General features: G+C 57.0%; 20 protein-coding genes and 1 tRNA gene. All 21 read right to left on the reverse strand.

Translation table 11 applies throughout. The features are described from left to right. Positions 1–2: 2 nt before the first annotated feature. Positions 3–812: a 30S ribosomal protein S3 gene (rpsC, locus tag HMPREF2854_RS01620; RefSeq protein ID WP_070618143.1), complete on the reverse strand. Its 810-nt coding sequence runs from the start codon at positions 810–812 to the stop codon at positions 3–5. Further along, the gene (rplV, locus tag HMPREF2854_RS01625) at positions 812–1,183 is read right to left on the reverse strand and encodes a 50S ribosomal protein L22 (protein WP_016444134.1); all 372 of its coding nucleotides are present in this window, start codon (positions 1,181–1,183) and stop codon (positions 812–814) included. The genes rpsC and rplV overlap by 1 nt, the downstream gene beginning before the upstream one ends. A gap of 35 nt (positions 1,184–1,218) precedes the next feature. Next, the gene (gene rpsS, locus HMPREF2854_RS01630) at positions 1,219–1,500 is read right to left on the reverse strand and encodes a 30S ribosomal protein S19 (protein ID WP_034506934.1); all 282 of its coding nucleotides are present in this window, start codon (positions 1,498–1,500) and stop codon (positions 1,219–1,221) included. Positions 1,501–1,515: 15 nt separating this feature from the next. Beyond that, positions 1,516–2,352 carry a 50S ribosomal protein L2 gene (gene rplB, locus HMPREF2854_RS01635; RefSeq protein WP_070618146.1) on the reverse strand — a complete coding sequence of 279 codons (837 nt, stop codon included), beginning with the start codon at positions 2,350–2,352 and terminating at the stop codon, positions 1,516–1,518. A gap of 26 nt (positions 2,353–2,378) precedes the next feature. After that, complete coding sequence (rplW, locus tag HMPREF2854_RS01640) at positions 2,379–2,681, reverse strand: 50S ribosomal protein L23 (protein ID WP_016444137.1); 303 nt, start codon at positions 2,679–2,681, stop codon at positions 2,379–2,381. After that, positions 2,678–3,319 carry a 50S ribosomal protein L4 gene (rplD, locus tag HMPREF2854_RS01645; protein WP_070618149.1) on the reverse strand — a complete coding sequence of 214 codons (642 nt, stop codon included), beginning with the start codon at positions 3,317–3,319 and terminating at the stop codon, positions 2,678–2,680. The genes rplW and rplD overlap by 4 nt, the downstream gene beginning before the upstream one ends. A 7-nt stretch (positions 3,320–3,326) precedes the next feature. Continuing rightward, positions 3,327–3,992 carry a 50S ribosomal protein L3 gene (gene rplC / locus HMPREF2854_RS01650; RefSeq protein WP_070618152.1) on the reverse strand — a complete coding sequence of 222 codons (666 nt, stop codon included), beginning with the start codon at positions 3,990–3,992 and terminating at the stop codon, positions 3,327–3,329. Positions 3,993–4,006: 14 nt separating this feature from the next. Further along, complete coding sequence (rpsJ, locus tag HMPREF2854_RS01655) at positions 4,007–4,315, reverse strand: 30S ribosomal protein S10 (RefSeq protein ID WP_016444140.1); 309 nt, start codon at positions 4,313–4,315, stop codon at positions 4,007–4,009. Between the two features lie 451 nt (positions 4,316–4,766). Further along, a complete protein-coding gene (gene tuf, locus HMPREF2854_RS01660) occupies positions 4,767–5,957 on the reverse strand; it encodes an elongation factor Tu (protein WP_016444141.1) in 1,191 nt (396 codons plus the stop codon). A 139-nt stretch (positions 5,958–6,096) separates the two neighbouring features. Continuing rightward, complete coding sequence (gene fusA / locus HMPREF2854_RS01665; protein ID WP_070618155.1) at positions 6,097–8,214, reverse strand: elongation factor G; 2,118 nt, start codon at positions 8,212–8,214, stop codon at positions 6,097–6,099. A gap of 42 nt (positions 8,215–8,256) precedes the next feature. After that, complete coding sequence (gene rpsG, locus HMPREF2854_RS01670; protein WP_034506953.1) at positions 8,257–8,727, reverse strand: 30S ribosomal protein S7; 471 nt, start codon at positions 8,725–8,727, stop codon at positions 8,257–8,259. Next, the gene (rpsL, locus tag HMPREF2854_RS01675; RefSeq protein WP_016444144.1) at positions 8,727–9,101 is read right to left on the reverse strand and encodes a 30S ribosomal protein S12; all 375 of its coding nucleotides are present in this window, start codon (positions 9,099–9,101) and stop codon (positions 8,727–8,729) included. The genes rpsG and rpsL overlap by 1 nt, the downstream gene beginning before the upstream one ends. A 402-nt stretch (positions 9,102–9,503) precedes the next feature. Next, positions 9,504–13,421: a DNA-directed RNA polymerase subunit beta' gene (locus HMPREF2854_RS01680; protein WP_070618158.1), complete on the reverse strand. Its 3,918-nt coding sequence runs from the start codon at positions 13,419–13,421 to the stop codon at positions 9,504–9,506. A 120-nt stretch (positions 13,422–13,541) separates the two neighbouring features. Then, positions 13,542–16,982: a DNA-directed RNA polymerase subunit beta gene (gene rpoB, locus HMPREF2854_RS01685; RefSeq protein WP_374048018.1), complete on the reverse strand. Its 3,441-nt coding sequence runs from the start codon at positions 16,980–16,982 to the stop codon at positions 13,542–13,544. A gap of 405 nt (positions 16,983–17,387) precedes the next feature. Next, positions 17,388–17,774: a 50S ribosomal protein L7/L12 gene (gene rplL / locus HMPREF2854_RS01690; RefSeq protein ID WP_070618162.1), complete on the reverse strand. Its 387-nt coding sequence runs from the start codon at positions 17,772–17,774 to the stop codon at positions 17,388–17,390. A gap of 87 nt (positions 17,775–17,861) precedes the next feature. Beyond that, positions 17,862–18,383 (reverse strand): 50S ribosomal protein L10, encoded by a 522-nt coding sequence (gene rplJ / locus HMPREF2854_RS01695; protein ID WP_034507028.1) that lies wholly within the window; start codon positions 18,381–18,383, stop codon positions 17,862–17,864. Positions 18,384–18,676: 293 nt separating this feature from the next. Beyond that, on the reverse strand, positions 18,677–19,372 hold the full coding sequence (gene rplA, locus HMPREF2854_RS01700; protein ID WP_016444149.1) for a 50S ribosomal protein L1: 696 nt from the start codon (positions 19,370–19,372) through the stop codon (positions 18,677–18,679). Between the two features lie 70 nt (positions 19,373–19,442). After that, positions 19,443–19,874 (reverse strand): 50S ribosomal protein L11, encoded by a 432-nt coding sequence (rplK, locus tag HMPREF2854_RS01705; protein ID WP_016444150.1) that lies wholly within the window; start codon positions 19,872–19,874, stop codon positions 19,443–19,445. Positions 19,875–20,060: 186 nt separating this feature from the next. Next, complete coding sequence (nusG, locus tag HMPREF2854_RS01710; RefSeq protein WP_034507033.1) at positions 20,061–20,828, reverse strand: transcription termination/antitermination protein NusG; 768 nt, start codon at positions 20,826–20,828, stop codon at positions 20,061–20,063. Between the two features lie 111 nt (positions 20,829–20,939). After that, positions 20,940–21,179: a preprotein translocase subunit SecE gene (secE, locus tag HMPREF2854_RS01715; RefSeq protein WP_034500361.1), complete on the reverse strand. Its 240-nt coding sequence runs from the start codon at positions 21,177–21,179 to the stop codon at positions 20,940–20,942. 29 nt (positions 21,180–21,208) lie between these two features. Further along, positions 21,209–21,281: transfer RNA gene (locus tag HMPREF2854_RS01720), tRNA-Trp, on the reverse strand. Between the last annotated feature and the right edge of the window lie 65 nt (positions 21,282–21,346).

Genomic DNA, 21,346 nt, shown 5'->3' on the forward strand with positions numbered 1-21,346 from the left:
GACTAGGCCTCCGATCCAGATGTCTCAGCCTTCGGAGCAGCTTCTTCAGCTGCCTCCTGCGGCCTCTTGTTCCTGGGCTGATCGCCACCACGACGCGCGCCACGACGGCCGCGGCCACCACGACGGGCGCCACCGCGGTTACCAGCCTCCATAAGCTGCTGCTGGTACTCGCGCTCGGTCACGTTGCCCTTGTAAATCCAAACCTTCACACCAATGCGGCCGAACGTCGTACGAGCCTCGTAGAAGCCGTAATCGATGTAGGCGCGCAGGGTGTGCAACGGCACACGACCTTCACGGTAGAACTCGGTACGAGACATTTCAGCACCACCAAGGCGGCCCGACACCTGGACACGAATGCCCTCGGCGCCACCGCGCATAGCGGACTGAATGCCCTTACGCATTGCGCGACGGAACGACACGCGAGCAGCAAGCTGCTCCGCGATGCCCTGCGCAACGAGCTTCGAATCAAGCTCAGGGTTCTTAACTTCAAGAATGTTCAGCTGAACCTGCTTGCCCGTCAGCTTCTCCAGCTGCTGGCGAAGACGGTCAGCCTCTGCACCGCGACGGCCAATAACAATGCCGGGGCGAGCAGTATGTAGGTCAACGCGAACGCGATCGGTAGTGCGCTCAATAACGACCTTCGACACGCCAGCGCGCTCCAAGTGCTCGTTCAGGAAGTCGCGAATCTTCACGTCTTCAATCACGTAGTCGCTGTAACGCTGGCCTTCCGTGGTGGAGTCAGCGAACCAGCGGGAGCGGTGCTCGGTGGTAATACCAAGCCTAAATCCGGTGGGGTTAACCTTCTGACCCATTACCGGCCTTCCTTCCCTTTGTCGTCCTTCGTACCAACCACCAAGGTGATGTGGCTCGTGCGCTTCAAAATCTGAGCTGCACGACCCTGCGCACGCGGGCGGAAACGCTTCATGGTTGGACCCTCGTTTACGTAAGCCTCAACTACGTAAAGATCCTCTTCCTTGAAACGCTCACCAGCGTTTTCAGCCTTCACTTTCGCGTTGGCTATAGCACTCATCAGAATCTTGCGGATATCTTTTGCGACAGCCTGCGGAGCGAACCGCAGAATGTCCGCTGCCTCCAAGGCATTCTTGTTGCGGATTTCATTCACAACGCGACGTGCCTTGAGGGGCGTGACGCGTACATAGCGCGCCTGCGCCTTGGCTTCCATTAAAACCTGCCTCACTTCTAGCTACAAGACCAGGCTTAGCGCCTGCGTGCCTTGCGATCGTCCTTGTCATGGCTACGGAAGGTGCGGGTCGGAGCAAATTCACCGAACTTGTGACCAACCATTGCTTCCGTAACGAAGACCGGCACGTGCTTACGGCCGTCATGCACTGCAACAGTGTGCCCCAGGAAATCCGGGGTAATGACGGACCTGCGAGACCAGGTCTTAATAACGTTCTTCGTACCCTTATCGTTCTGCTCATCAACCTTCTTCAGGAGATGCTCGTCAACGAAGGGTCCCTTCTTTAGACTGCGTGGCATAATCCAGCTCCTCTATCAGCGCTTCTTGCCGGTCCGGCGACGGCGCACAATGAGCTTGTCGCTGGGCTTATTCGGACGACGGGTACGGACTTCGGGCTTACCCCACGGGCTAACCGGGTGACGGCCACCAGACGTGCGACCCTCACCACCACCATGCGGGTGATCGACCGGGTTCATAGCAACACCACGAACGTGCGGACGGCGTCCCTTCCAACGCATACGTCCAGCCTTGCCCCAGTTGATGTTGGACTGCTCGGCGTTGCCAACAGAACCAACCGTTGCGCGGGCCATGACCTCAACGTTGCGGATTTCGCCAGAAGGCATACGCAGCTGAGCGAAGCGGCCTTCCTTTGCAACCAGCTGGACAGAGGTGCCAGCAGAACGTGCGATCTTTGCGCCACCACCAGGGTAAAGCTCAACAGCGTGAACCACGGTACCAACCGGGATATTACGCAGCGGCAAGTTGTTGCCCGGCTTAATATCTGCGCTTGGACCAGACTCGACGACGTCGCCCTGATTCAGGTTTGCAGGAGCTAGAATGTAACGCTTTGCACCATCGGCGTAGTGCAGCAGAGCGATACGGGCAGTACGGTTCGGGTCATACTCAATGTGAGCGACCTTAGCCGGAATGCCATCTTTATCGTTGCGGCGGAAATCAATCAGACGGTAGGCACGCTTGTGGCCGCCACCGCGGTGACGAGCCGTCACGCGACCCTGATTGTTACGACCGCCGGTCTTGGTCAGCGGGCGAACCAGAGACTTCTCCGGAGTGCTCCGGGTAATCTCCACGAAGTCCGCCACGCTCGAGCCACGACGACCAGGAGTCGTGGGCTTGTACTTACGGATTGCCATTATTTGTAACCTTCTTCTTCGATGACTCAGGCGAGATCGCCGAAGATGTCAATGGTGCCTTCGCTTACAGTAACGATGGCTCGCTTCGTGTTGTTTCGACGGCCAATGCCATCGCGAGTGCGGTAGCGCTTGCCCTGTCGGTTCTGCGTAGCAACGTGGCTTACCTTCACATCGAAGATCGCCTCGATTGCCTGGCGGATTTCTGTCTTGTTCGCGCGCGGATCTACAAGGAACGTGTACTTTCCAAGATCCATCAGACCGGAAGACTTCTCGGTGATAACCGGCGCGAAAATAATGTCGCGGGGGTTCTTCGACTTTTCGAGACTCACTTGTTGTCCTCCCTCGCTGCAATGAAGCTTTCAAGAGCGTCCTTGGTGAACACAACATCTTCCGCGTTGATCACGTCGTACGTGTTGAGCTGATCCGCCCAAAGAACGTGAACGCTAGGAAGGTTACGAACCGAAAGACGGTTCAGGTCGTCCTCACGCGTTACAACCACAAGAGCCTTGCGACCGTCAACGATCTTGTCAAGAGCTACTCGCGCGGTCTTGGTGGACGGGGCATCGCCCTCAAGGAGGCCGAGAATCACGTGCATGCGGCCACCGCGGAAGCGGTCCGAAAGCGCGCTGTAAAGAGCTACAGCCTTCATCTTCTTGGGGGTACGCTCAGCGTACGAGCGCGGCTGCGGGCCGTGCACAACGCCGCCGCCTACCCACTGCGGAGCGCGGATCGAACCCTGACGAGCCCGACCGGTGCCCTTCTGACGCCAAGGCTTCTTGCCACCGCCGCGGACCTCGCCGCGGGTCTTGACCTTGTGGGTTCCAGCGCGAGCTGCACCCAGCTGAGCCTTAACAACCTGGTGGATTAGCGGAATATTAAGATCTACGTCAAAGTACTTTGCGGGAAGCTCGATCGTGTCGACTTTCTTACCCTCAAAGCCCAAAACGTCAATAGTCAACTTAGCCATTTATAGTTCACGCACCCTTCACAGAGGAGCGAACCAGAACAACCGCGTTCTTCGGGCCAGGAATGGCGCCGCGAATAAGCAGCAGACCCTTTTCAGCATCAACTGCAAAAACAGTCTGGTTCTGGATGGTACGACGGACATTGCCCATGCGGCCGGCCATGCGGGTGCCCTTAAATACGCGACCAGGGGTCGAAGCACCGCCGATAGAGCCCGGCTTACGGTGAATCTTGTGTGCACCGTGGCCGCCGGGACCGCCAGCGAATCCGTGACGCTTCATCGTGCCAGCAAAGCCCTTGCCCTTCGTGTTACCGGAAACATCAACCTTGTCTCCAGCAGCGAAAACGTCCGCCTTGAGCTCCTGGCCGACCTCAAACGAATCAGCTTCAGAAGTGCGGACCTCAACGAGGTGACGGACAGGCTTAACGCCAGCCTTCTCAAAGTGACCAGCCAAAGGCTTGGTGATACGGCGAGCATCGATCTCGCCAAATCCGATCTGTGCGGCAGAGTAGCCGTCAGTCTCTTCAGTGCGCACCTGCGTAACGACGTTGGTGCCCACCTGCACAACCGTCAAGGGAACGACCTTACCGTCGTTATCCCATGCCTGGGTCATGCCGAGCTTGCGGCCAAGTAGCGCCTTTACGGGCGCAACCGCCTGCTTGGTGTTTTTAGTCATGTCTGCAGGTTTCCTCAGAGTTTAATATCGATTTTTACGTCGGCCGGAAGGTCGAGTCGCATAAGCGAGTCAACTGCCTTCGGCGTCGGGTCGATGATGTCAATCAAGCGCTTATGAGTGCGCATTTCAAAGTGTTCGCGGCTGTCCTTGTACTTGTGGGGCGACCGAATAACCGTAAAAACGTTACGCTCGGTCGGCAGCGGCACCGGGCCCACTACCGTCGCACCTGCGCGCTGCACAGTGTCGACGATCTTGCGCGCGGAGCTGTCAATGACCTCGTGGTCATAGGACTTGAGCCGGATGCGGATCTTTTGTCCCGCCATGCCGTCTTACCTCTCTTAAACAGCTTCTCACCGGTCCCCGCGCTCGGGCGTGTCGCTTTTTCAAACAGCTTCGCGCGGTGGCTCCCCATTGGAGGAACTGGACCGTTTTCTTGTGATCAAGAACATGGAGCATAAAGCCCCTCAGCAGATTGCACATTCATGCTCTCCACTGTTCGCCCTCCCGAGATAGCACTCCCGTTCGGACACAACCACACCAGTTTGACAGATTTAAGCACTGATTCCAAATGATTTGGAATTTAGTGGTGTGATTCTCAAAAGCATCACTTGCGGTCGAGACGCATCTCCCCCATCAAGAAGCAACCGCGACGTCAAGCCATGCCATCTTAAACGTGCACGCGTTTGTAACACGGTGCCAGGCAAAAGTGATGGGGAGTAAATAAGTTGTGGCCCAAAGCGTTCGCTTTGGGCCACAACTAAAAGTCAGTCAGACTTAGGAAAGAACCTCAGTCACACGACCGGAGCCAACGGTGCGGCCACCCTCACGGATAGCGAAGCCGAGGCCCGCCTCCATTGCGATCGGCTGAATAAGCTCAACCGTGATCTCGGTGGTGTCACCAGGCATAACCATGTCGGTGCCCTCAGGCAGCTCGATGATGCCGGTAACGTCCGTGGTACGGAAGTAGAACTGCGGGCGGTAGTTGGTAAAGAACGGCTTGTGACGGCCACCCTCCTCCTTCTTCAGGATGTAAACCTGGCCCTTGAACTTGGTGTGCGGGGTGATCGAACCCGGAATGGCTACGACCTGGCCACGCTCAACATCTTCACGCTTGGTACCGCGAAGAAGCAGACCACAGTTCTCGCCTGCCCAAGCTTCGTCCATCTGCTTGTGGAACATCTCGATACCGGTAACGGTGGTCTTCTGCGGCTCGCGAATACCGAGGATCTCAACCTCAGCGTTCAGCGGAAGCTTACCGCGCTCAACACGACCGGTAACAACGGTGCCACGACCGGTAATGGTGAAGACGTCCTCAATCGGCATGAGGAACGGCTTGTCCATGTCGCGCTCCGGGGTCGGGATGTACTCGTCGACGGTCTCCATGAGATCCTCAACCGACTTTACCCAAACCGGGTCGCCCTCAAGAGCCTTAAGAGCCGAAACGCGGTGAATCGGGGTGTTGTCGCCGTCGAAGTCCTGCGAGGAGAGCAGCTCGCGGATTTCTTCCTCAACGAGCTCAAGCATCTCTTCGTCATCAACCATGTCGGACTTGTTCAGTGCAACAACCAGGGTCGGCACGCCAACCTGGCGAGCAAGCAGAACGTGCTCGCGGGTCTGAGCCATCGGGCCGTCCGTTGCAGCAACAACGAGGATAGCGCCATCCATCTGGGCAGCACCGGTAATCATGTTCTTCACGTAGTCAGCGTGACCCGGGGCGTCAACGTGTGCGTAGTGACGCTTGTCGGTCTGGTACTCAACGTGAGAAACGTTAATGGTAATACCACGGTCGCGCTCTTCCGGAGCGTTATCAACCTGGTCGAACGGGGTAAACTCGTTCAGTTCCGGGAACTTGTCAGCCAGTACCTTGGTGATCGCCGCGGTCAGGGTCGTCTTACCGTGGTCAACGTGACCGATGGTACCGATATTTACGTGCGGTTTGGTACGCTCGAACTTGGCCTTCGCCACTTGTGTCCTCCTGGACTCGGGTAGATAAGTTCTTGTCAGCTTAGTGCTAGAAGTAGCCTAACACTTGACTTCGAATACTTCCTACAGGGTTTTCATTAGTGTGGTCTTTATAACGCCACTTTTTGGCTAGATCAGGCTCTTACTGGCCCGAAGCGTTGCCAATGATTTCCTCAGCTACTGCACGAGGAACCTCATCATAGCTATCGAACTGCATCGAGTAGACTGCGCGGCCCTGCGTCTTCGAACGCAAGTCACCAACATACCCGAACATTTCCGACAGCGGAACGAGTGCTCGCACAACCTTCACACCGGAAGCATCATCCATCGACTGGATGGTGCCACGACGGGAGTTCAGGTCGCCAATAACGTCGCCCATGTACTCCTCAGGAGTGCGAACCTCAACAGACATGATCGGCTCAAGAAGCACCGGAGATGCCTTGCGAACACCCTCGCGGTACACCATTGCGCCAGCGATCTTGAACGCCATTTCAGACGAGTCAACATCGTGGTACTGGCCGTCAAGCAGCGTGGCCTTCAAGCCAACCATCGGGTAACCAGCCAGGACACCAGTCTGCATGGCCTCCTGAATACCGGCGTCAACCGACGGAATGTACTCACGCGGAACGCGGCCACCAGTGACCTCGTTGCCGAACTCGTACGTCTTCTCGCCATCCAGCGGGAGCGGCTCGAAGCGAACGATCACCTTTGCGAACTGGCCAGAGCCACCAGTTTGCTTCTTGTGCGTGTACTCAACCTTCTCAACGGTCTTGCGGATGGTCTCGCGGTAAGCAACCATCGGCGCACCAACGTTAGCCTCAACCTTGAACTCGCGACGCATACGGTCAACAAGAACATCAAGGTGAAGCTCGCCCATACCGCCAATAACCGTCTGGCCGGTCTCCTCATCGAGGCGAACCGTGAAGGTCGGGTCTTCTTCGGCCAGCTTCTGAATAGCCGTACCGAGCTTCTCCTGATCCGCCTTCGACTTCGGCTCAATAGCCACGTGGATAACCGGATCCGGGAAGGTCATCGACTCAAGAACAACCGGAGCGTCCTGCGCACAAAGCGTGTCGCCCGTGGTGGTGTCCTTCAAGCCGATGAAAGCGTAAATGTGGCCAGCGTGTGCAACATCCACAGGGTTTTCCTTGTTGGAGTGCATCTGGAACATCTTGCCGATACGCTCGCGCTTACCCTTGGTCGAGTTCATCACGGTCTCGCCGGATGCAACCTTGCCCGAGTAAACACGAATGTAGGTCAGCTTGCCGTAGAACGGGTGAACAGCAACCTTGAACGCCAGAGCAGAGAACGGCTCGTTCTCATCTGCGTGACGCTCAATAACGGTCTCTTCATCGCCAACCTTCGTGCCCTTAACAGAAGGCACATCCAGCGGCGAAGGCAGGTACGAAACCACGCCGTCAAGCATGACCTGAACGCCCTTATTCTTGAACGCAGAGCCACAGAATACCGGGTAAGCCTGCGAAGAAATGGTGAGTTCACGAACGCCAGCGCGAATCTGATCGTTGGTCAGTTCACCCTCTTCAAGGTAAATGTCCATGAGCTCTTCGTTAGCCTCAGCAGCGGCCTCGATAAGAGCCTCGCGGTACTCCTCAGCCTCAGCCTGAAGCTCCGCCGGAATCTCTTCCTCAACCACGCGTGCACCATAAAGATCGTTGCCATCCTCATCCTTCTCCGGGAAGTAGACGGCCTTCATCTTCATGATGTCAACAACGCCCTGGAAGTCGGCCTCCGCGCCAATCGGGAAAGCCATGACGATCGGGGTTGCACCCAAACGGTCCTTAATGGTCTGAACCGAGTACTTGAAGTTCGCGCCCAGCTTATCCATCTTGTTGATGAAGCAAATACGCGGAACGTCGTACTTGTCAGCCTGACGCCACACGGTCTCAGACTGCGGCTCAACGCCTTCCTTACCGTCGAACACCGCTACCGCGCCGTCAAGCACGCGCAGCGAACGCTCCACCTCAACGGTGAAGTCAACGTGTCCGGGGGTATCAATAATATTGATCTGGTTGTCATTCCAGAAACAGGTGGTAGCAGCGGACGTAATGGTAATGCCGCGCTCCTTCTCCTGCTCCATCCAGTCCATCGTGCCAGCACCGTCGTGGGTCTCACCCAGCTTGTAGTTGATGCCGGTGTAGAAAAGGATGCGTTCTGTAACTGTGGTCTTGCCAGCATCGATGTGAGCCATGATGCCGATATTGCGGACCTTCGTGAGGTCGGTGAACACCTCTTGTGCCACGTGTGTTTCCTTCGCTTGTTAGATCTACGAGCAGAGCTGGGATTACCAGCGGTAGTGAGCGAAAGCCTTGTTGGACTCCGCCATCTTGTGCATGTCTTCACGACGCTTCACAGCGCCGCCAAGGCCGTTGGATGCATCGAGAATCTCGTTCATGAGACGCTCGGTCATGGTCTTCTCACGACGCTGACGGGAGAAATCAACCAGCCAACGAAGAGCAAGAGTGGTACCACGCGAAGAACGAACCTCAACCGGAACCTGGTAGGTTGCGCCACCAACACGGCGGGAGCGAACCTCAAGAGCCGGACGAATGTTCTCAAGCGCACGCTTCAAAACAGCAACCGGATCCTGCTCAGTCTTCTGCGCAACGCCCTCAAGAGCGCCGTAAACAATCTTCTGAGCAACGGAACGCTTGCCGTCAAGCAGAACGCGGTTAACCAGCTGGCTAACAACCTTCGAACCGTAAATCGGATCCTCAACTAGAGGGCGCTTGGGAGCTGGACCTTTACGAGGCATTACTTCTTCTCCTTCTTCGCACCGTAGTGGGAACGAGCCTGCTGACGACCGCGAACACCCTGCGTATCGAGAGCGCCGCGAACGATGTGGTAACGAACACCCGGGAGGTCCTTCACACGGCCACCGCGAACGAGCACGATCGAGTGCTCCTGCAGGTTGTGACCCTCACCGGGGATGTAAGCCGTGACCTCGATACCCGAGGAAAGGCGAACACGAGCCACCTTACGAAGAGCCGAGTTCGGCTTCTTAGGCGTGGTGGTAAATACGCGAGTGCAGACACCGCGGCGCTGAGGGCTTCCCTTCAGTGCGGGCGTTGCTGCCTTCGCCGGCTTGGTGCTGCGTCCCTTGCGCACCAGTTGCTGGATGGTAGGCACTACTTCTCCGTCTTCCTTAAACAACAAACTTTTAGTATCGCGACGCCGAAACGCTTACGCGCTACCCCGCGTGGACACACTGGTGTCCGCCGGGGCCGGCCCGCCAACAGCCTCACAGTCGCATATCGTGAGGGTTAAGGATGACGTCCGGAGCTCAGACGAACAGTCAAAGAGCCCACTTGTCAGAAAAATCTGAACGGTGGATACCCGGCGACGCGGGCACCGTCGTCAAATATAAGGCTTTTTGTCTGCAATGGTCAATACCAAGGCCTTTTACCCGCGCCTATTGTGCCTGATCTAACAATGTAAACGGTAAAGAACTCCCTCCCGCCCGACCGCCCTGATGAATTAGTTTCGCCCCCTCCGCAGAGGGGGCGAAATCTAAATGCGCTTCAAACCGGATTAGCGGAAGTCGCTATCCGAGAACGGAGCTCCAAAGTCGATCGAGTCGAGCGAAGCGAGGAACGCCTCATCGACCTCACCAACCTGGAAATCAGCCTCAACGTAATCCGCGTTAGCCATCGCCTCTGGCGTGGGCTCCACGTGGATCTTGTTGTAGCGCGCAAGACCCGTACCGGCCGGGATGAGCTTACCGAGAATCACGTTCTCCTTCAGACCAATCAACGGATCCGACTTCGCGCTAATAGCAGCCTCGGTCAAGATCTTCGTGGTCTCCTGGAACGAAGCCGCAGCAAGCCACGAATCCGTAGCCAGCGAAGCCTTCGTAATACCCATCAGCTCCGGACGCCCCGCAGCCGGGCGACCGCCCTGAGCCACAGTTGCACGGTTAATGCGCTTGAAATCGACCTCGTCAACAAGCTGACCGGGCAGAAGCTCGGTGTCGCCCGGATCATCCAGAACCGTGACGCGACGCAGCATCTGGCGAACAATCACCTCAATGTGCTTGGAGTGAATGTCCACGCCCTGCGAGCGGTACACTTCCTGCACCTCATCAACCAGCTGACGCTGTGTCTCCGACTTGTTGCGGATGCGGAGCATCTTCTTCGGGTCAAGACGACCCGTGGTGAGCTTCGTGCCAACCGCGATGTGCTCGCCCTCCTCCACAAGGAGTTCTTGGCGACGCGAAACCTCAACCACAAGGTCGGCCTCGCCATCATCACGAGTGATCACAATCTTGCGGTTGGTGGGATCCGTATCATCGATGTGGACCTTGCCCGCTGCCTCTGCCATCGTTGCCTCACCCTTCGGGGTGCGAGCCTCAAAGAGCTCCTGCACACGCGGCAGACCCTGCGTAATATCCGCAGCCGATGCAACACCACCGGTGTGGAATGTACGCATCGTCAGCTGAGTACCGGGCTCACCAATCGACTGTGCCGCGATAATGCCCACGGCCTCGCCGATGTCTACGCGCTTGCCCGACGCGAGCGAACGGCCGTAGCAAGCCGCACACGTACCCGTAGCGGACTCACAGTAAAGCACCGAACGCACCTTAATGGTGGTGATGCCCGCATCCACGAGCTTGTCGATCAAGACGTCGCCCACATCCGAACCTGCCTCAGCAACCACGTTGCCCTCAGCGTCCTTCGCGTCAGCCGCGAGCGTACGCGCGTATGCAGTGGTCTCAACAGTGTCGAGGCGGTGCGCCTTGCCCTCTTCGTCCAGCTCCGCAATATCCATGTTGATACCGCGACGGGTGCCACAATCTTCCTCGTGCACCACGACATCCTGCGACACGTCAACAAGACGACGCGTCAAGTAGCCGGAGTCAGCGGTACGAAGAGCCGTATCAGCAAGACCCTTACGAGCACCGTGGGTTGCAATAAAGTACTCCAGAACCGTGAGGCCCTCGCGGTAGTTAGCCTTAATCGGCCGCTCAATAAGCTTTTGCTTCGGGTCCGACACGAGGCCACGCATACCGGCCAGCTGGCGCACCTGATCCCAGTTACCACGAGCACCCGAATCAACCATCTGGAACAGGTTGTTGCGCTCAGGGAACGCCTCTTCCATCGCGTCCGCAACCTCACGAGTTGCAGTGGTCCAGATTTCAACCAGCGCGTTGTAACGCTCATCTTCCGTGATCTTACCGATCTCGTAGTCGCGCTGAATCCGTGCTGCTGCTGCCTCGTGCTGGGCAAGAATCTCACCCTTATTTGGCGGCGTCATGATGTCATCAAACGCAATGGTGAGGCCAGACCAGGTAGACCAGTAGAAGCCCGCAGCCTTCAGCGCGTCAAGCGACTCGGCAACCAGAACCTTGGGGTAAAGCTCCGCAAGGTCGTTGACAACCCTGCCGAGAACCTTCTTGTTCACAACGGCCTCAACGTAGGGGTACTCCACCGGGAGAAGATCGTTGAACAGGGCACGACCAAGCGAGGTTTCCAGCTCGATCGGATCACCCTCGCTCCAACCTTCCGGAGCAACCCAGTTCTTCGGCGGCACAATATCCGTGAAACGAATAATCGCGCGCGCATTCAGGTGCAGGTCACCGCGGTCAAATGCCATGATCGCCTCGGCAACAGAGCTGAAGTGAGGCAGGATCGGCTCGCCCGTCTCCTCATTACGCGGAACCGGGATCGACGAATCCGGGTTCAGCGTGAGGTGGTACAAGCCAATGATCATGTCGTGCGACGGCATGGTCACCGGGCGACCATCAGACGGCTTCAAAATGTTGTTCGAAGACAGCATGAGGACGCGCGCCTCAGCCTGCGCCTCCGCACCAAGCGGAAGGTGCACGGCCATTTGGTCACCATCGAAGTCAGCGTTGAACGCGCCGCAAACCAGCGGGTGTAGCTGAATGGCCTTACCCTCAATAAGCTGCGGCTCAAACGCCTGAATGCCAAGGCGGTGAAGCGTAGGTGCACGGTTCAGCAGCACTGGGTGCTCGCGAATAACCTCATCGAGAACGTCCCACACCTCGGGGCGCGAACGATCAACCTTACGCTGCGCGGCCTTGATGTTCTGGGCATACTTCTTTTCAATCAGACGCTTCATAACGAACGGCTTGAACAGCTCCAACGCCATCTGCTTCGGCAGACCACACTGGTGAAGCTTCAACTGCGGACCAACCACAATAACCGAACGGCCCGAGTAGTCCACGCGCTTACCAAGAAGGTTCTGACGGAAACGACCCTGCTTACCCTTAAGCATGTCGGACAGCGACTTCAGCGGACGGTTACCCGGACCGGAGACCGGGCGGCCGCGGCGGCCATTGTCAAACAGGGCATCCACAGACTCTTGCAGCATGCGCTTTTCGTTATTCACGATGATTTCCGGAGCGTTCAGCTCAAGAAGACGCTTCAAACGGTTGTTGCGGTTAATCACGCGGCGGTACAGATCATTGAGGTCCGAGGTCGCGAAGCGGCCACCATCAAGCTGCACCATCGGACGCAAGTCCGGCGGAATCACCGGGATAGCGTCCAGAACCATTGCCTCTGGAACGTTATCCGTAGTGAGGAACGCGTTCACAACCTTCAAACGCTTAAGCGCACGCGTCTTACGCTGACCGGTACCGGTAGCAATAATCTCGCGCAGGGCCTCAGCTTCAGCCTCAAGATCGAAAGACTGCAGACGCTTCTGAATAGCGGCCGCACCCATCGCGCCCTTGAAGTAAATGCCGTAGCGAGCCTGCATGTCGCGGTAAATGAGCTCGTCACCCTCCAGGTCACCGACCTGCAGGTTCATGAACTTATCCCACACCTCTTCAAGGCGGGCAAGCCTCTGCTCGTAGCCACGACGGATCGCGTTCATGTCACGCTCACCAGCACGGCGCTCGCGGTCGCGAGTCTCCTGCTTGTTGCCCTTCTCTTCCATCTCGGCAAGACGGGCCTCAAGAGCCTCCGCGCGGGCATTAATGTCGGCCTCGCGGCGAGCCTCAATGTTCTTGCGCTCAACCTCAAGCTCGTTACGCAGGGTCGGAAGATCCTCGCGGCGAGCCTCCTCATCAACCTCAGTGATCATGTAGGCCGCAAAATAAATGACCTTCTCAAGATCCTTCGGTGCAAGATCAAGCAGGTATCCAAGGCGCGACGGAACGCCCTTGAAGTACCAAATGTGCGTCACCGGAGCGGCAAGCTCAATATGGCCCATGCGCTCACGACGCACGTCCGCACGCGCTACCTCAACTCCGCATCGCTCACACACGATGCCCTTGTAACGCACGCGCTTGTACTTACCGCACGCACACTCCCAGTCCCGCGTAGGACCGAAAATACGCTCACAGAACAAACCGTCCTTTTCCGGCTTGAGCGTACGGTAGTTGATCGTTTCTGGTTTCTTTACTTCGCCGTGGCTCCACTCGTGGATGTTGTCAAGAGTCGCCAGTCCAATGTGAAGCTTGTCGAAAGCATTGGCGTCGATCAAAGTGTTTCCTTCTGTAGTACACCGGGTCCAGCGTTGGATGGTCCGGCTCCCCTGCCGCCCGCTGGAGCGGCAAAGGCGCCTTCCCGCCACCACCTAAAACCGAGGTGGCGGGTAGGCGGACTAAATGTCGTCAAGCAGCGCGCCCGCATTCGGACGAGTGTCGAGCGTAATGCCGAGCTCCTCCGACGCCGAACGCGCCGAATCGCTTTGCGTAGCAAGATCAATCGCGTTGCCGAAAGCGTCAAGAGCCTCAACGTTCAAGCACAGCGAACGCATCTCATACATGAGGACGCGGAAAGACTCAGGAATACCCGGCTCCGGGATGTCCTCGCCCTTCACGATCGAGTTAACAACCGAAACACGACCCTGCATGTCATCCGATTTGATGGTGAGCAGCTCCTGCAGAGCGTAGGCGGCGCCGTAAGCTTCAAGCGCCCACACCTCCATCTCACCGAAGCGCTGGCCACCGAACTGTGCCTTACCACCAAGCGGCTGCTGCGTGATCATCGAGTACGGGCCCGTTGAACGAGCGTGAATCTTGTCATCCACCAGGTGGTGCAGCTTCAGCATGTACGTGTAGCCAACCGCAATGCGGCCCGGGAACGGCTCACCGGAACGGCCATCGAACAACTGCGCCTTACCGCTTTCGTCAATCAGACGATCACCATCACGGTTAGGCAGAGTGTACGAAAGCAGGCCCTTCAAAGCCTCCGGCTCCAAACCGTCGAACACCGGCGTAGCAACATTCGTACGAGCCGGGGCCTTAATCCCCTCTTCTGGAATGTACTTCGCCCAGTTCTCGCCGTTCTTCACTGCCTCGGAAATGTCCCAACCCATCGCGGCAATCCAGCCGAGGTGGTACTCCAAGACCTGACCCAGGTTCATTCGCGGCGGAACACCCAGCGGGTTCAAAATAATGTCAACCGGCGTGCCATCCTCAAGGAACGGCATGTCTTCAACCGGGAGAACCTTCGACACAACGCCCTTGTTACCGTGACGACCAGCCAGCTTATCGCCGATCGTGATCTTGCGGCGCTGAGCCACGTAGACGCGCACCTTCTGCTGCACGCCCGGCTGTAGGTCATCCTCATCCGCGTTCTGCTCGCGAACACCAATTACGATGCCCGACTCGCCGTGCGGCACGCGCATCGACGTGTCGCGAACCTCACGCGCCTTCTCACCGAAGATTGCGCGAAGCAGGCGCTCTTCCGACGTCAGTTCGGTCTCACCCTTCGGGGTGACCTTACCAACCAGGATGTCGCCAGCCTCAACCTCGGCACCAATACGCACGATGCCACGCTCATCGAGATCCGCGAGCGCATCCTCAGAAACGTTCGGGAGGTCGCGGGTAATCTCTTCGTAACCCAGCTTCGTTTCGCGGGCTGCGATCTCGTATTCCTCAATGTGAATCGACGTGAGGAGGTCATCTTGCACAACGCGACGCGACAAAATGATCGCATCCTCGTAGTTGAGGCCTTCCCACGACATGTACGCAACCAGCAGGTTCTTACCCAGTGCCAGCTCGCCGCCCTGCGTTGCCGGGCCATCTGCAATCAGATCGCCAACCTCAACGCGGTCACCCTCGTTAACTGCCACAATCTGGTTGGTGCAGTTACCCGGGTTTGAACGGCCAAACTTCTCCAGGCGGTAGGAATCCGAGCCGCCCTCATCCGTCATAACGACAACGAGATCAGCAGAAACCTCGGTTACAACACCGGCACGCTTCGCGGTCACCATCTCGCCGGAGTCCATAGCGGCGCGGCGCTCAATACCGGTACCCACCAGCGGAGCTTCCGTGGTAAGTAGCGGCACGGCCTGGCGCTGCATGTTTGCACCCATGAGAGCACGGTTAGCGTCATCGTGCTCCAGGAACGGGATAGCCGCGGTGGCAACCGACACCATCTGGCGTGCCGACACGTCCATAAGGTCGATCTCTTCAACCGGAACCAGTGCCGGGTCCTCGCCCGCAATACGGCAGACCACCGAATCGTCAACGAAACGATTGTTCTCATCGAGCGCCGCCGAAGCCTGTGCGATCGGATGCGCGTTCTCTTCATCAGCCGTCAGGTAGTGGATCTCGTCCGTCACCTGGCCATCACGCACAACGCGGAACGGGGTCTCGATGAAACCAAACGGGTTGATACGCGCGTAGGTTGCAAGCGAACCAATAAGACCAATGTTTGGACCTTCAGGCGTCTCAATCGGGCACATACGGCCGTAGTGAGACGGGTGAACGTCACGAACCTCCATGCCGGCGCGATCACGCGACAGACCACCCGGACCAAGAGCCGAGAGGCGACGCTTGTGCGTTAGGCCAGCAAGCGGGTTGTTCTGATCCATGAACTGCGACAGCTGCGAAGTTCCGAAGAACTCCTTAATAGCAGCTGTGACCGGGCGGATGTTGATCAGCGAGGTCGGGGTGATCGCCTCAATATCCTGCGTGGTCATGCGTTCGCGAATGGTGCGCTCCATGCGCGCCATACCGGTGCGAACCTGCGCCTGAATGAGCTCACCCACAGCGCGGATACGACGGTTACCGAAGTGGTCGATGTCGTCAACCTCAAGCGGGAGCAGAACCGGCTCGCCGCCACGCATGCCCGGGAACTGGATCTGATCGCGCTCACGGCCGCTGGCATTACCGCGCTTATGTAGCGCAAGCAAGTACTTGACCGTAGCAACGATGTCTTCAAGGCGAAGCGTGGACTCGTCAAGATCAGCCTCAAGACCAAGCTTCTTATTGATCTTGTAACGGCCAACCTTAGCCAGATCGTAACGCTTAGGCGTGAAGTAGAAGTTATTCAGCAGATTCTGCGCGGCCTCAGCCGAAACCTGCTCACCCGGACGGATCTTGCGGTAAATATCCGTAAGCGCCTCTTCCTGAGTGGTGACCGTGTCCTTCTCAAGGGTCTCCAGCAGAACCGGGTAGTCCTCGAACTCAACGCGAAGTTCCGACTCGGTCATACCCAGCGCCTTCAAGAAGTGCGTCACCGGCTGCTTACGCTTGCGGTCAATACGCACGCCAACGGCGTCACGCTTATCAATCTCAAACTCCAGCCACGCGCCGCGCGAAGGAATAATCTTCGACGAGTAGATGGTGCGGTCCGAAGTCTTATCCGCAGCGGCCTCAAAGTAGACGCCCGGAGAACGGACGAGCTGGGACACAACCACACGCTCGGTACCGTTAATAATGAAGGTGCCACGCTCCGTCATGAGCGGGAAGTCGCCAAGGAACACCGTCTGCGACTTGATCTCACCCGTAGTCTGATTCATGAAGTCCGCTTGTACATACAGCGAAGCCTCATATGTCTTGTCTTTTTCGCGGCACTCCTCAACGGTGTACTTCGGCGGTTCAAAATGGAACTCACGGAAGTCCAGTGCCATCGTGTTGCCGACATCTTCAATCGGAGAAATCTCCGCGAAGATATCCTCCAACCCCGAGGTTGTAGGTAGCTTCTGAGCGCCAGAAGCATTTGCCTTCTCAACCCGCTCACGCCACTCGTCAGTTCCAAGAAGCCACTCGAAGCTCTCCACCTGGAGGCTAAGGAGGTTTGGCGCTTGCATCGGCTCGCGCAACTGCGCGAAAGAAATTCGTTTATTCGTGTGCTTTGCGGCAGATTCGCTCTGTGCAGCCAAAGGGGATCCTTCCCTGCTTTACTAATAATCAGCGCGCACGCCTCGAACCCCTCGTGTGATCCATACCCAACCCACGCTCAGCGCATTCATTAATTGCGTGCAGGCATAGTACACCTCGGATACAGGCGTAATGATCAGAATATCTAAGAGGGGTTACGAAACTCTACCCTTCGACGCGTGCAGTTCATCACTTTCACCAAAGCGTGTACTATGCCGCCCACCACCAGAGCAGTTGAAAACGACATCGCGAATCAGACCCACGAATGCGTCGTTGCCAAAATAAAAGGAGCGCGCGGGAAACCCCACGCGCTCCTTAGTAGCTTGAGTTAGAAACTACTTAACGGTGACGGTGCCACCAGCAGCCTCGATGTCAGCCTTAGCCTTCTCAGCGTCTTCCTTCGAAACACCGGAAAGGATGGTGGTCGGAGCACCCTCAACCTTGTCCTTGGTGTCCTTCAGGCCCTCGCCCGTGATGGCCTTGACAGCCTTGATGACCTGGACCTTCTTGTCGCCAGCAGCTTCAAGAATGACGTCGAACTCGGTCTTAGCCTCATCAGCCGGAGCCTCGCCACCAGCAGCCGGAGCTGCAGCAACAGCGGCAACCGGAGCGGCAGCCTCAACATCGAACTCTTCCTCGAACTTCTTGATGAAGTCGGACAGTTCAACGAGGGTTAGTTCCTTGAAAGCATCAATGAGCTCTTCAGCGGTGAGCTTTGCCATTTTGGCACTTCCTTCCATTTATTCCTGCTGTAGAAGCAGATGTCAGTTTGATGGACCTCGGCACGGTACCGGGAATCCGGGGTGGCCTTAGGCCGCTTCTTCCTGCTTCTCGCGCAGGGCGTCGATGGTGCGCACAGTCTTGGTAGGCAGTGCGGCGAAAGCGAACGCAGCCTTGGACATTCCAGCCTTGAGGACGCCGGCGGTCTTGGCCAGCAGTACCTCGCGGGACTCAAGGTCAGCGAGCTTCTTAACATCATCAGCGGAGAGCTTCGCGCCCTCCATCACACCGGTCTTCAGAACCAGTGCGGGGTTCTCCTTAGCGAAGTCACGCAAAGCCTTCGCAGCGTCAACGACCTCGCCGTTTACAAACGCGATGGCGGTTGGGCCAACCAGGTCTTCTTCCAGGAAGTCGAAACCAACTTCCTTCGCAGCAATGGTGGCCAGCGTGTTCTTCACCACGGAGTACTGCGCGTTACCAGCCATCGAGCGACGAAGGGTCTTCATCTCCTCAACGGTCAAGCCGCGGTATTCAGTCAGCACAACAGCAGATGAAGAGCGGAAACGCTCCACTAGCTCTGCAACTGCAGCTTCCTTGTCAGGCCTTGCCATGGGCCCTCCTTCCGTGATCATCCGCCGGCCCAGAACAAACCCGGAGCGGGGAATAAAAGATCCCCGGCGCGCAAGGCACACGGGGACAGACAAAAAGTCTCACTCGTTCACCTGCGCAGGTTCCATCTGGATTACACCTCAATGAGGTACCAACGGTCTTTGGCTACCAAGTAGGCTACCCAGCCGCGGCTACAAGTGCAAGCACGAAAACACCAAAAGAAGGCAAATATGAGCGGTTTAACAAGAAAACTGGCCCCGGTAAAACCGGGGCCAGTCACGTGTTTGAAGCTAGATTAAGCAGTCTTAACCACGACATCCAACGGGATACCAGGACCCATGGTTGTCGAAACAGTAGCCTTCTTAATGTAGCGGCCCTTAGAGGAAGCCGGCTTCAGACGAATGATCTCGTCGAACACCGCGCGGTAGTTCTCCGCGAGCTGCTCAGCGGTGAAGTTCGTCTTGCCAACGATGAACGCGAGGTTCGAGTGCTTATCAACACGGAACTCGATACGACCGCCCTTAATTTCCTTAACGGCCTTCGCAACATCCATCGTTACCGTGCCCGTCTTCGGGTTTGGCATAAGACCACGCGGACCAAGCACGCGGCCCAGACGGCCAACCTTGCCCATCATGTCCGGGGTAGCAACAGCGACATCAAAGTCGGTGTAACCGCCCTGAACCTTCTCAATGAGCTCGTCGCCGCCAACCTCATCCGCGCCAGCATCGAGCGCCTCTTGAGCGCGCTCGCCAACGGCAAAGACCAGGACCCTGGAGGTCTTACCGGTGCCATGCGGAAGAGAGACGGTGCCACGCACCATCTGATCAGCCTTACGCGGATCCACACTCAGGCGGAACATAACCTCAACGGTCGCGTCAAACTTGGTGGTCGAAGTTTCTTTAGCTAGCTTCATCGCGTCGAGCGGAGCGTACAACTCACCGGGGTGAATCTTCTCGACCGCTGCGCGGTAAGCCTTTGAACGAGTAGCCATATCTGCGTTTCTCCTTGCAGTTGTGGTGTCTGTGGGCGGCTATTGCCCTGCCACGAAATAGTTAGTGGAATCAGGCCTCAACCGTGATTCCCATGGAACGAGCGGTGCCAGCAATGATCTTCATAGCCGCATCAACGTCATTCGCGTTAAGGTCTTCCTTCTTCAGTTCCGCGATCTCACGAACCTGAGCCTGCGTTAGCGAGCCCACCTTCGTGGTGTGCGGGGTGCCAGAGCCCTTTGCGACGCCAGCAGCCTTCTTAATGAGCTGAGCCGCCGGAGGGGTCTTGGTGATGAAGGTAAACGAACGGTCTTCATACACGGTGATCTCAACCGGAATGATATTTCCGCGCTGAGACTCAGTAGCCGCGTTGTAAGCCTTCGTGAACTCCATGATGTTCACGCCGTGCTGGCCAAGAGCTGGGCCAACCGGCGGAGCCGGGGTTGCAGCGCCAGCCTGAATCTGGAGCTTAATCAGGCCGACAACCTTTTTCTTCGGTGCCATAAAATTGGGTCCTTTTACTTGTCAACTTTCCAAACTGCCATGTCGCAGATTTGGGCAGTGTCCCCTCTCAACCCTCGTGTAACCGATTTTGGGCACACGAATGCTGAAAGGGTGCACGATCGATAATCATAACGCCCACGCCGCCTCTAAAGCCAGACGGCGTGGGACACATCACCCAGATGGTGACTAGTCGATTTTCTCAACCTGATCAAAGTTGAGTTCAATCGGAGTTTCGCGCTCGAAAATCATGATCGAGAGCGTGAGCTTACGCTGCTCCGGGAAGACTCCTGAAACCGTAGCCGGCATGTTCTCGAACGGGCCGTCCTTAACCGTGACAGACTCACCCACCTCGAACGTGATCGCCGGAGCAGTCACTACCTCGGCCGTCTCCTGCTGCTGCGCCTTCGAAACCCACATCGGGGCGAGCATATTAACGACCTCATCGAGGTACAGCGGAACCGGATCGCGAGCATCGCCCACAAATCCCGTAACCGCAGGAGTTTCCTTGACCACGCGCCAAGACTTCTCATTCATCTCCATGCGCACAAGCACATAGCCCGGAATGCGCACGCGATCAACCTGCTTCTTCTTACCGGCCTTCGTCAGTTCCGTTACGGTCTCCATCGGAACCTCAACCTGGTAAATCCAATCCTCAGCATTCTGCGAAACCACGCGCTGCTCAAGATTAGCCTTCACGCGGCGCTCATGCCCCGAGTAAGAATGGATGACATACCAATCACCCGGCAAGTAGGACAACTCCTCGCGCTTAGCTTCAATCGGATCAACAACCTCGGTCTCCTCGCTTGGAGCCGAAGTGGCCTCCGCGGAAGGCGCTTCCCCATCAGTTGCGGCCTCTTCCACAACCTCCTGGGAAACTGACTCCTCTACGGCCTCGGACGCGACTTCTGGAGCCTGCTCGCCTTCAAACTTCTCTTCAGTGCTTTCCTGATCCACCTAGGACCTCCTTGAACACTTCCTAAATAGGCTAAAAAAGTAACACACCCTGGGCGGAGCCTCGGGTGTGTCTATCAACGATATGAGTTTAACGCATAAGCGCGGGATTTACTATCCAAAAATCCAAACGCTCAACTGGCCAAACGCAAAATCAAGCAGACCTGTGTAAATCATGATCGAAACCACGAATACCAGCACGACCAAGAAATAGGTCCACCATTCTTCCTGGCTAGGCCAAATAACCTTCTTCAGCTCGGCAATGACCTGGCGAATGAACAGCAAGATGCGACCAAAAACGTTCAAGTCTTCCTTGACGTTTGGGTTCTGCGAAGACTTCGTCTGGTCTGACATCTTCTTCCTCCTGCATAAACTACAAAGAGCAGGGCAGGCGGGACTCGAACCCACAACCGCCGGTTTTGGAGACCGGTGCGCTACCAATTGCGCCACTGCCCTACGCTCATACCCGGCAAGCGAATATGTGCGACGTCAAGCATAACCCGACACGGCTACCAAGTCCA

It is taken from the genome of Actinomyces sp. HMSC075B09, assembly GCF_001812395.1.
GTDB classification, from domain to species: Bacteria; Actinomycetota; Actinomycetes; order Actinomycetales; family Actinomycetaceae; genus Gleimia; species Gleimia europaea.

Coding starts and splice junctions, on each gene's coding strand:
- rplK (WP_016444150.1), bottom strand. CDS start 19,874: ATGGCACCGAAGAAAAAGGTTGTCGGCCTGATTAAGCTCCAGATTCAG.
- rpsJ (WP_016444140.1), bottom strand. CDS start 4,315: ATGGCGGGACAAAAGATCCGCATCCGGCTCAAGTCCTATGACCACGAG.
- rplL (WP_070618162.1), bottom strand. CDS start 17,774: ATGGCAAAGCTCACCGCTGAAGAGCTCATTGATGCTTTCAAGGAACTA.
- rplD (WP_070618149.1), bottom strand. CDS start 3,319: ATGGCTAAGTTGACTATTGACGTTTTGGGCTTTGAGGGTAAGAAAGTC.
- rplJ (WP_034507028.1), bottom strand. CDS start 18,383: ATGGCAAGGCCTGACAAGGAAGCTGCAGTTGCAGAGCTAGTGGAGCGT.
- rpoB (WP_374048018.1), bottom strand. CDS start 16,982: ATGCAAGCGCCAAACCTCCTTAGCCTCCAGGTGGAGAGCTTCGAGTGG.
- rplV (WP_016444134.1), bottom strand. CDS start 1,183: ATGGAAGCCAAGGCGCAGGCGCGCTATGTACGCGTCACGCCCCTCAAG.
- secE (WP_034500361.1), bottom strand. CDS start 21,179: ATGTCAGACCAGACGAAGTCTTCGCAGAACCCAAACGTCAAGGAAGAC.
- rpsS (WP_034506934.1), bottom strand. CDS start 1,500: ATGCCACGCAGTCTAAAGAAGGGACCCTTCGTTGACGAGCATCTCCTG.
- rpsC (WP_070618143.1), bottom strand. CDS start 812: ATGGGTCAGAAGGTTAACCCCACCGGATTTAGGCTTGGTATTACCACC.
- rpsG (WP_034506953.1), bottom strand. CDS start 8,727: ATGCCTCGTAAAGGTCCAGCTCCCAAGCGCCCTCTAGTTGAGGATCCG.
- rplA (WP_016444149.1), bottom strand. CDS start 19,372: ATGGCTACTCGTTCAAAGGCTTACCGCGCAGCGGTCGAGAAGATTCAC.
- rplB (WP_070618146.1), bottom strand. CDS start 2,352: ATGGCAATCCGTAAGTACAAGCCCACGACTCCTGGTCGTCGTGGCTCG.
- rplC (WP_070618152.1), bottom strand. CDS start 3,992: ATGACTAAAAACACCAAGCAGGCGGTTGCGCCCGTAAAGGCGCTACTT.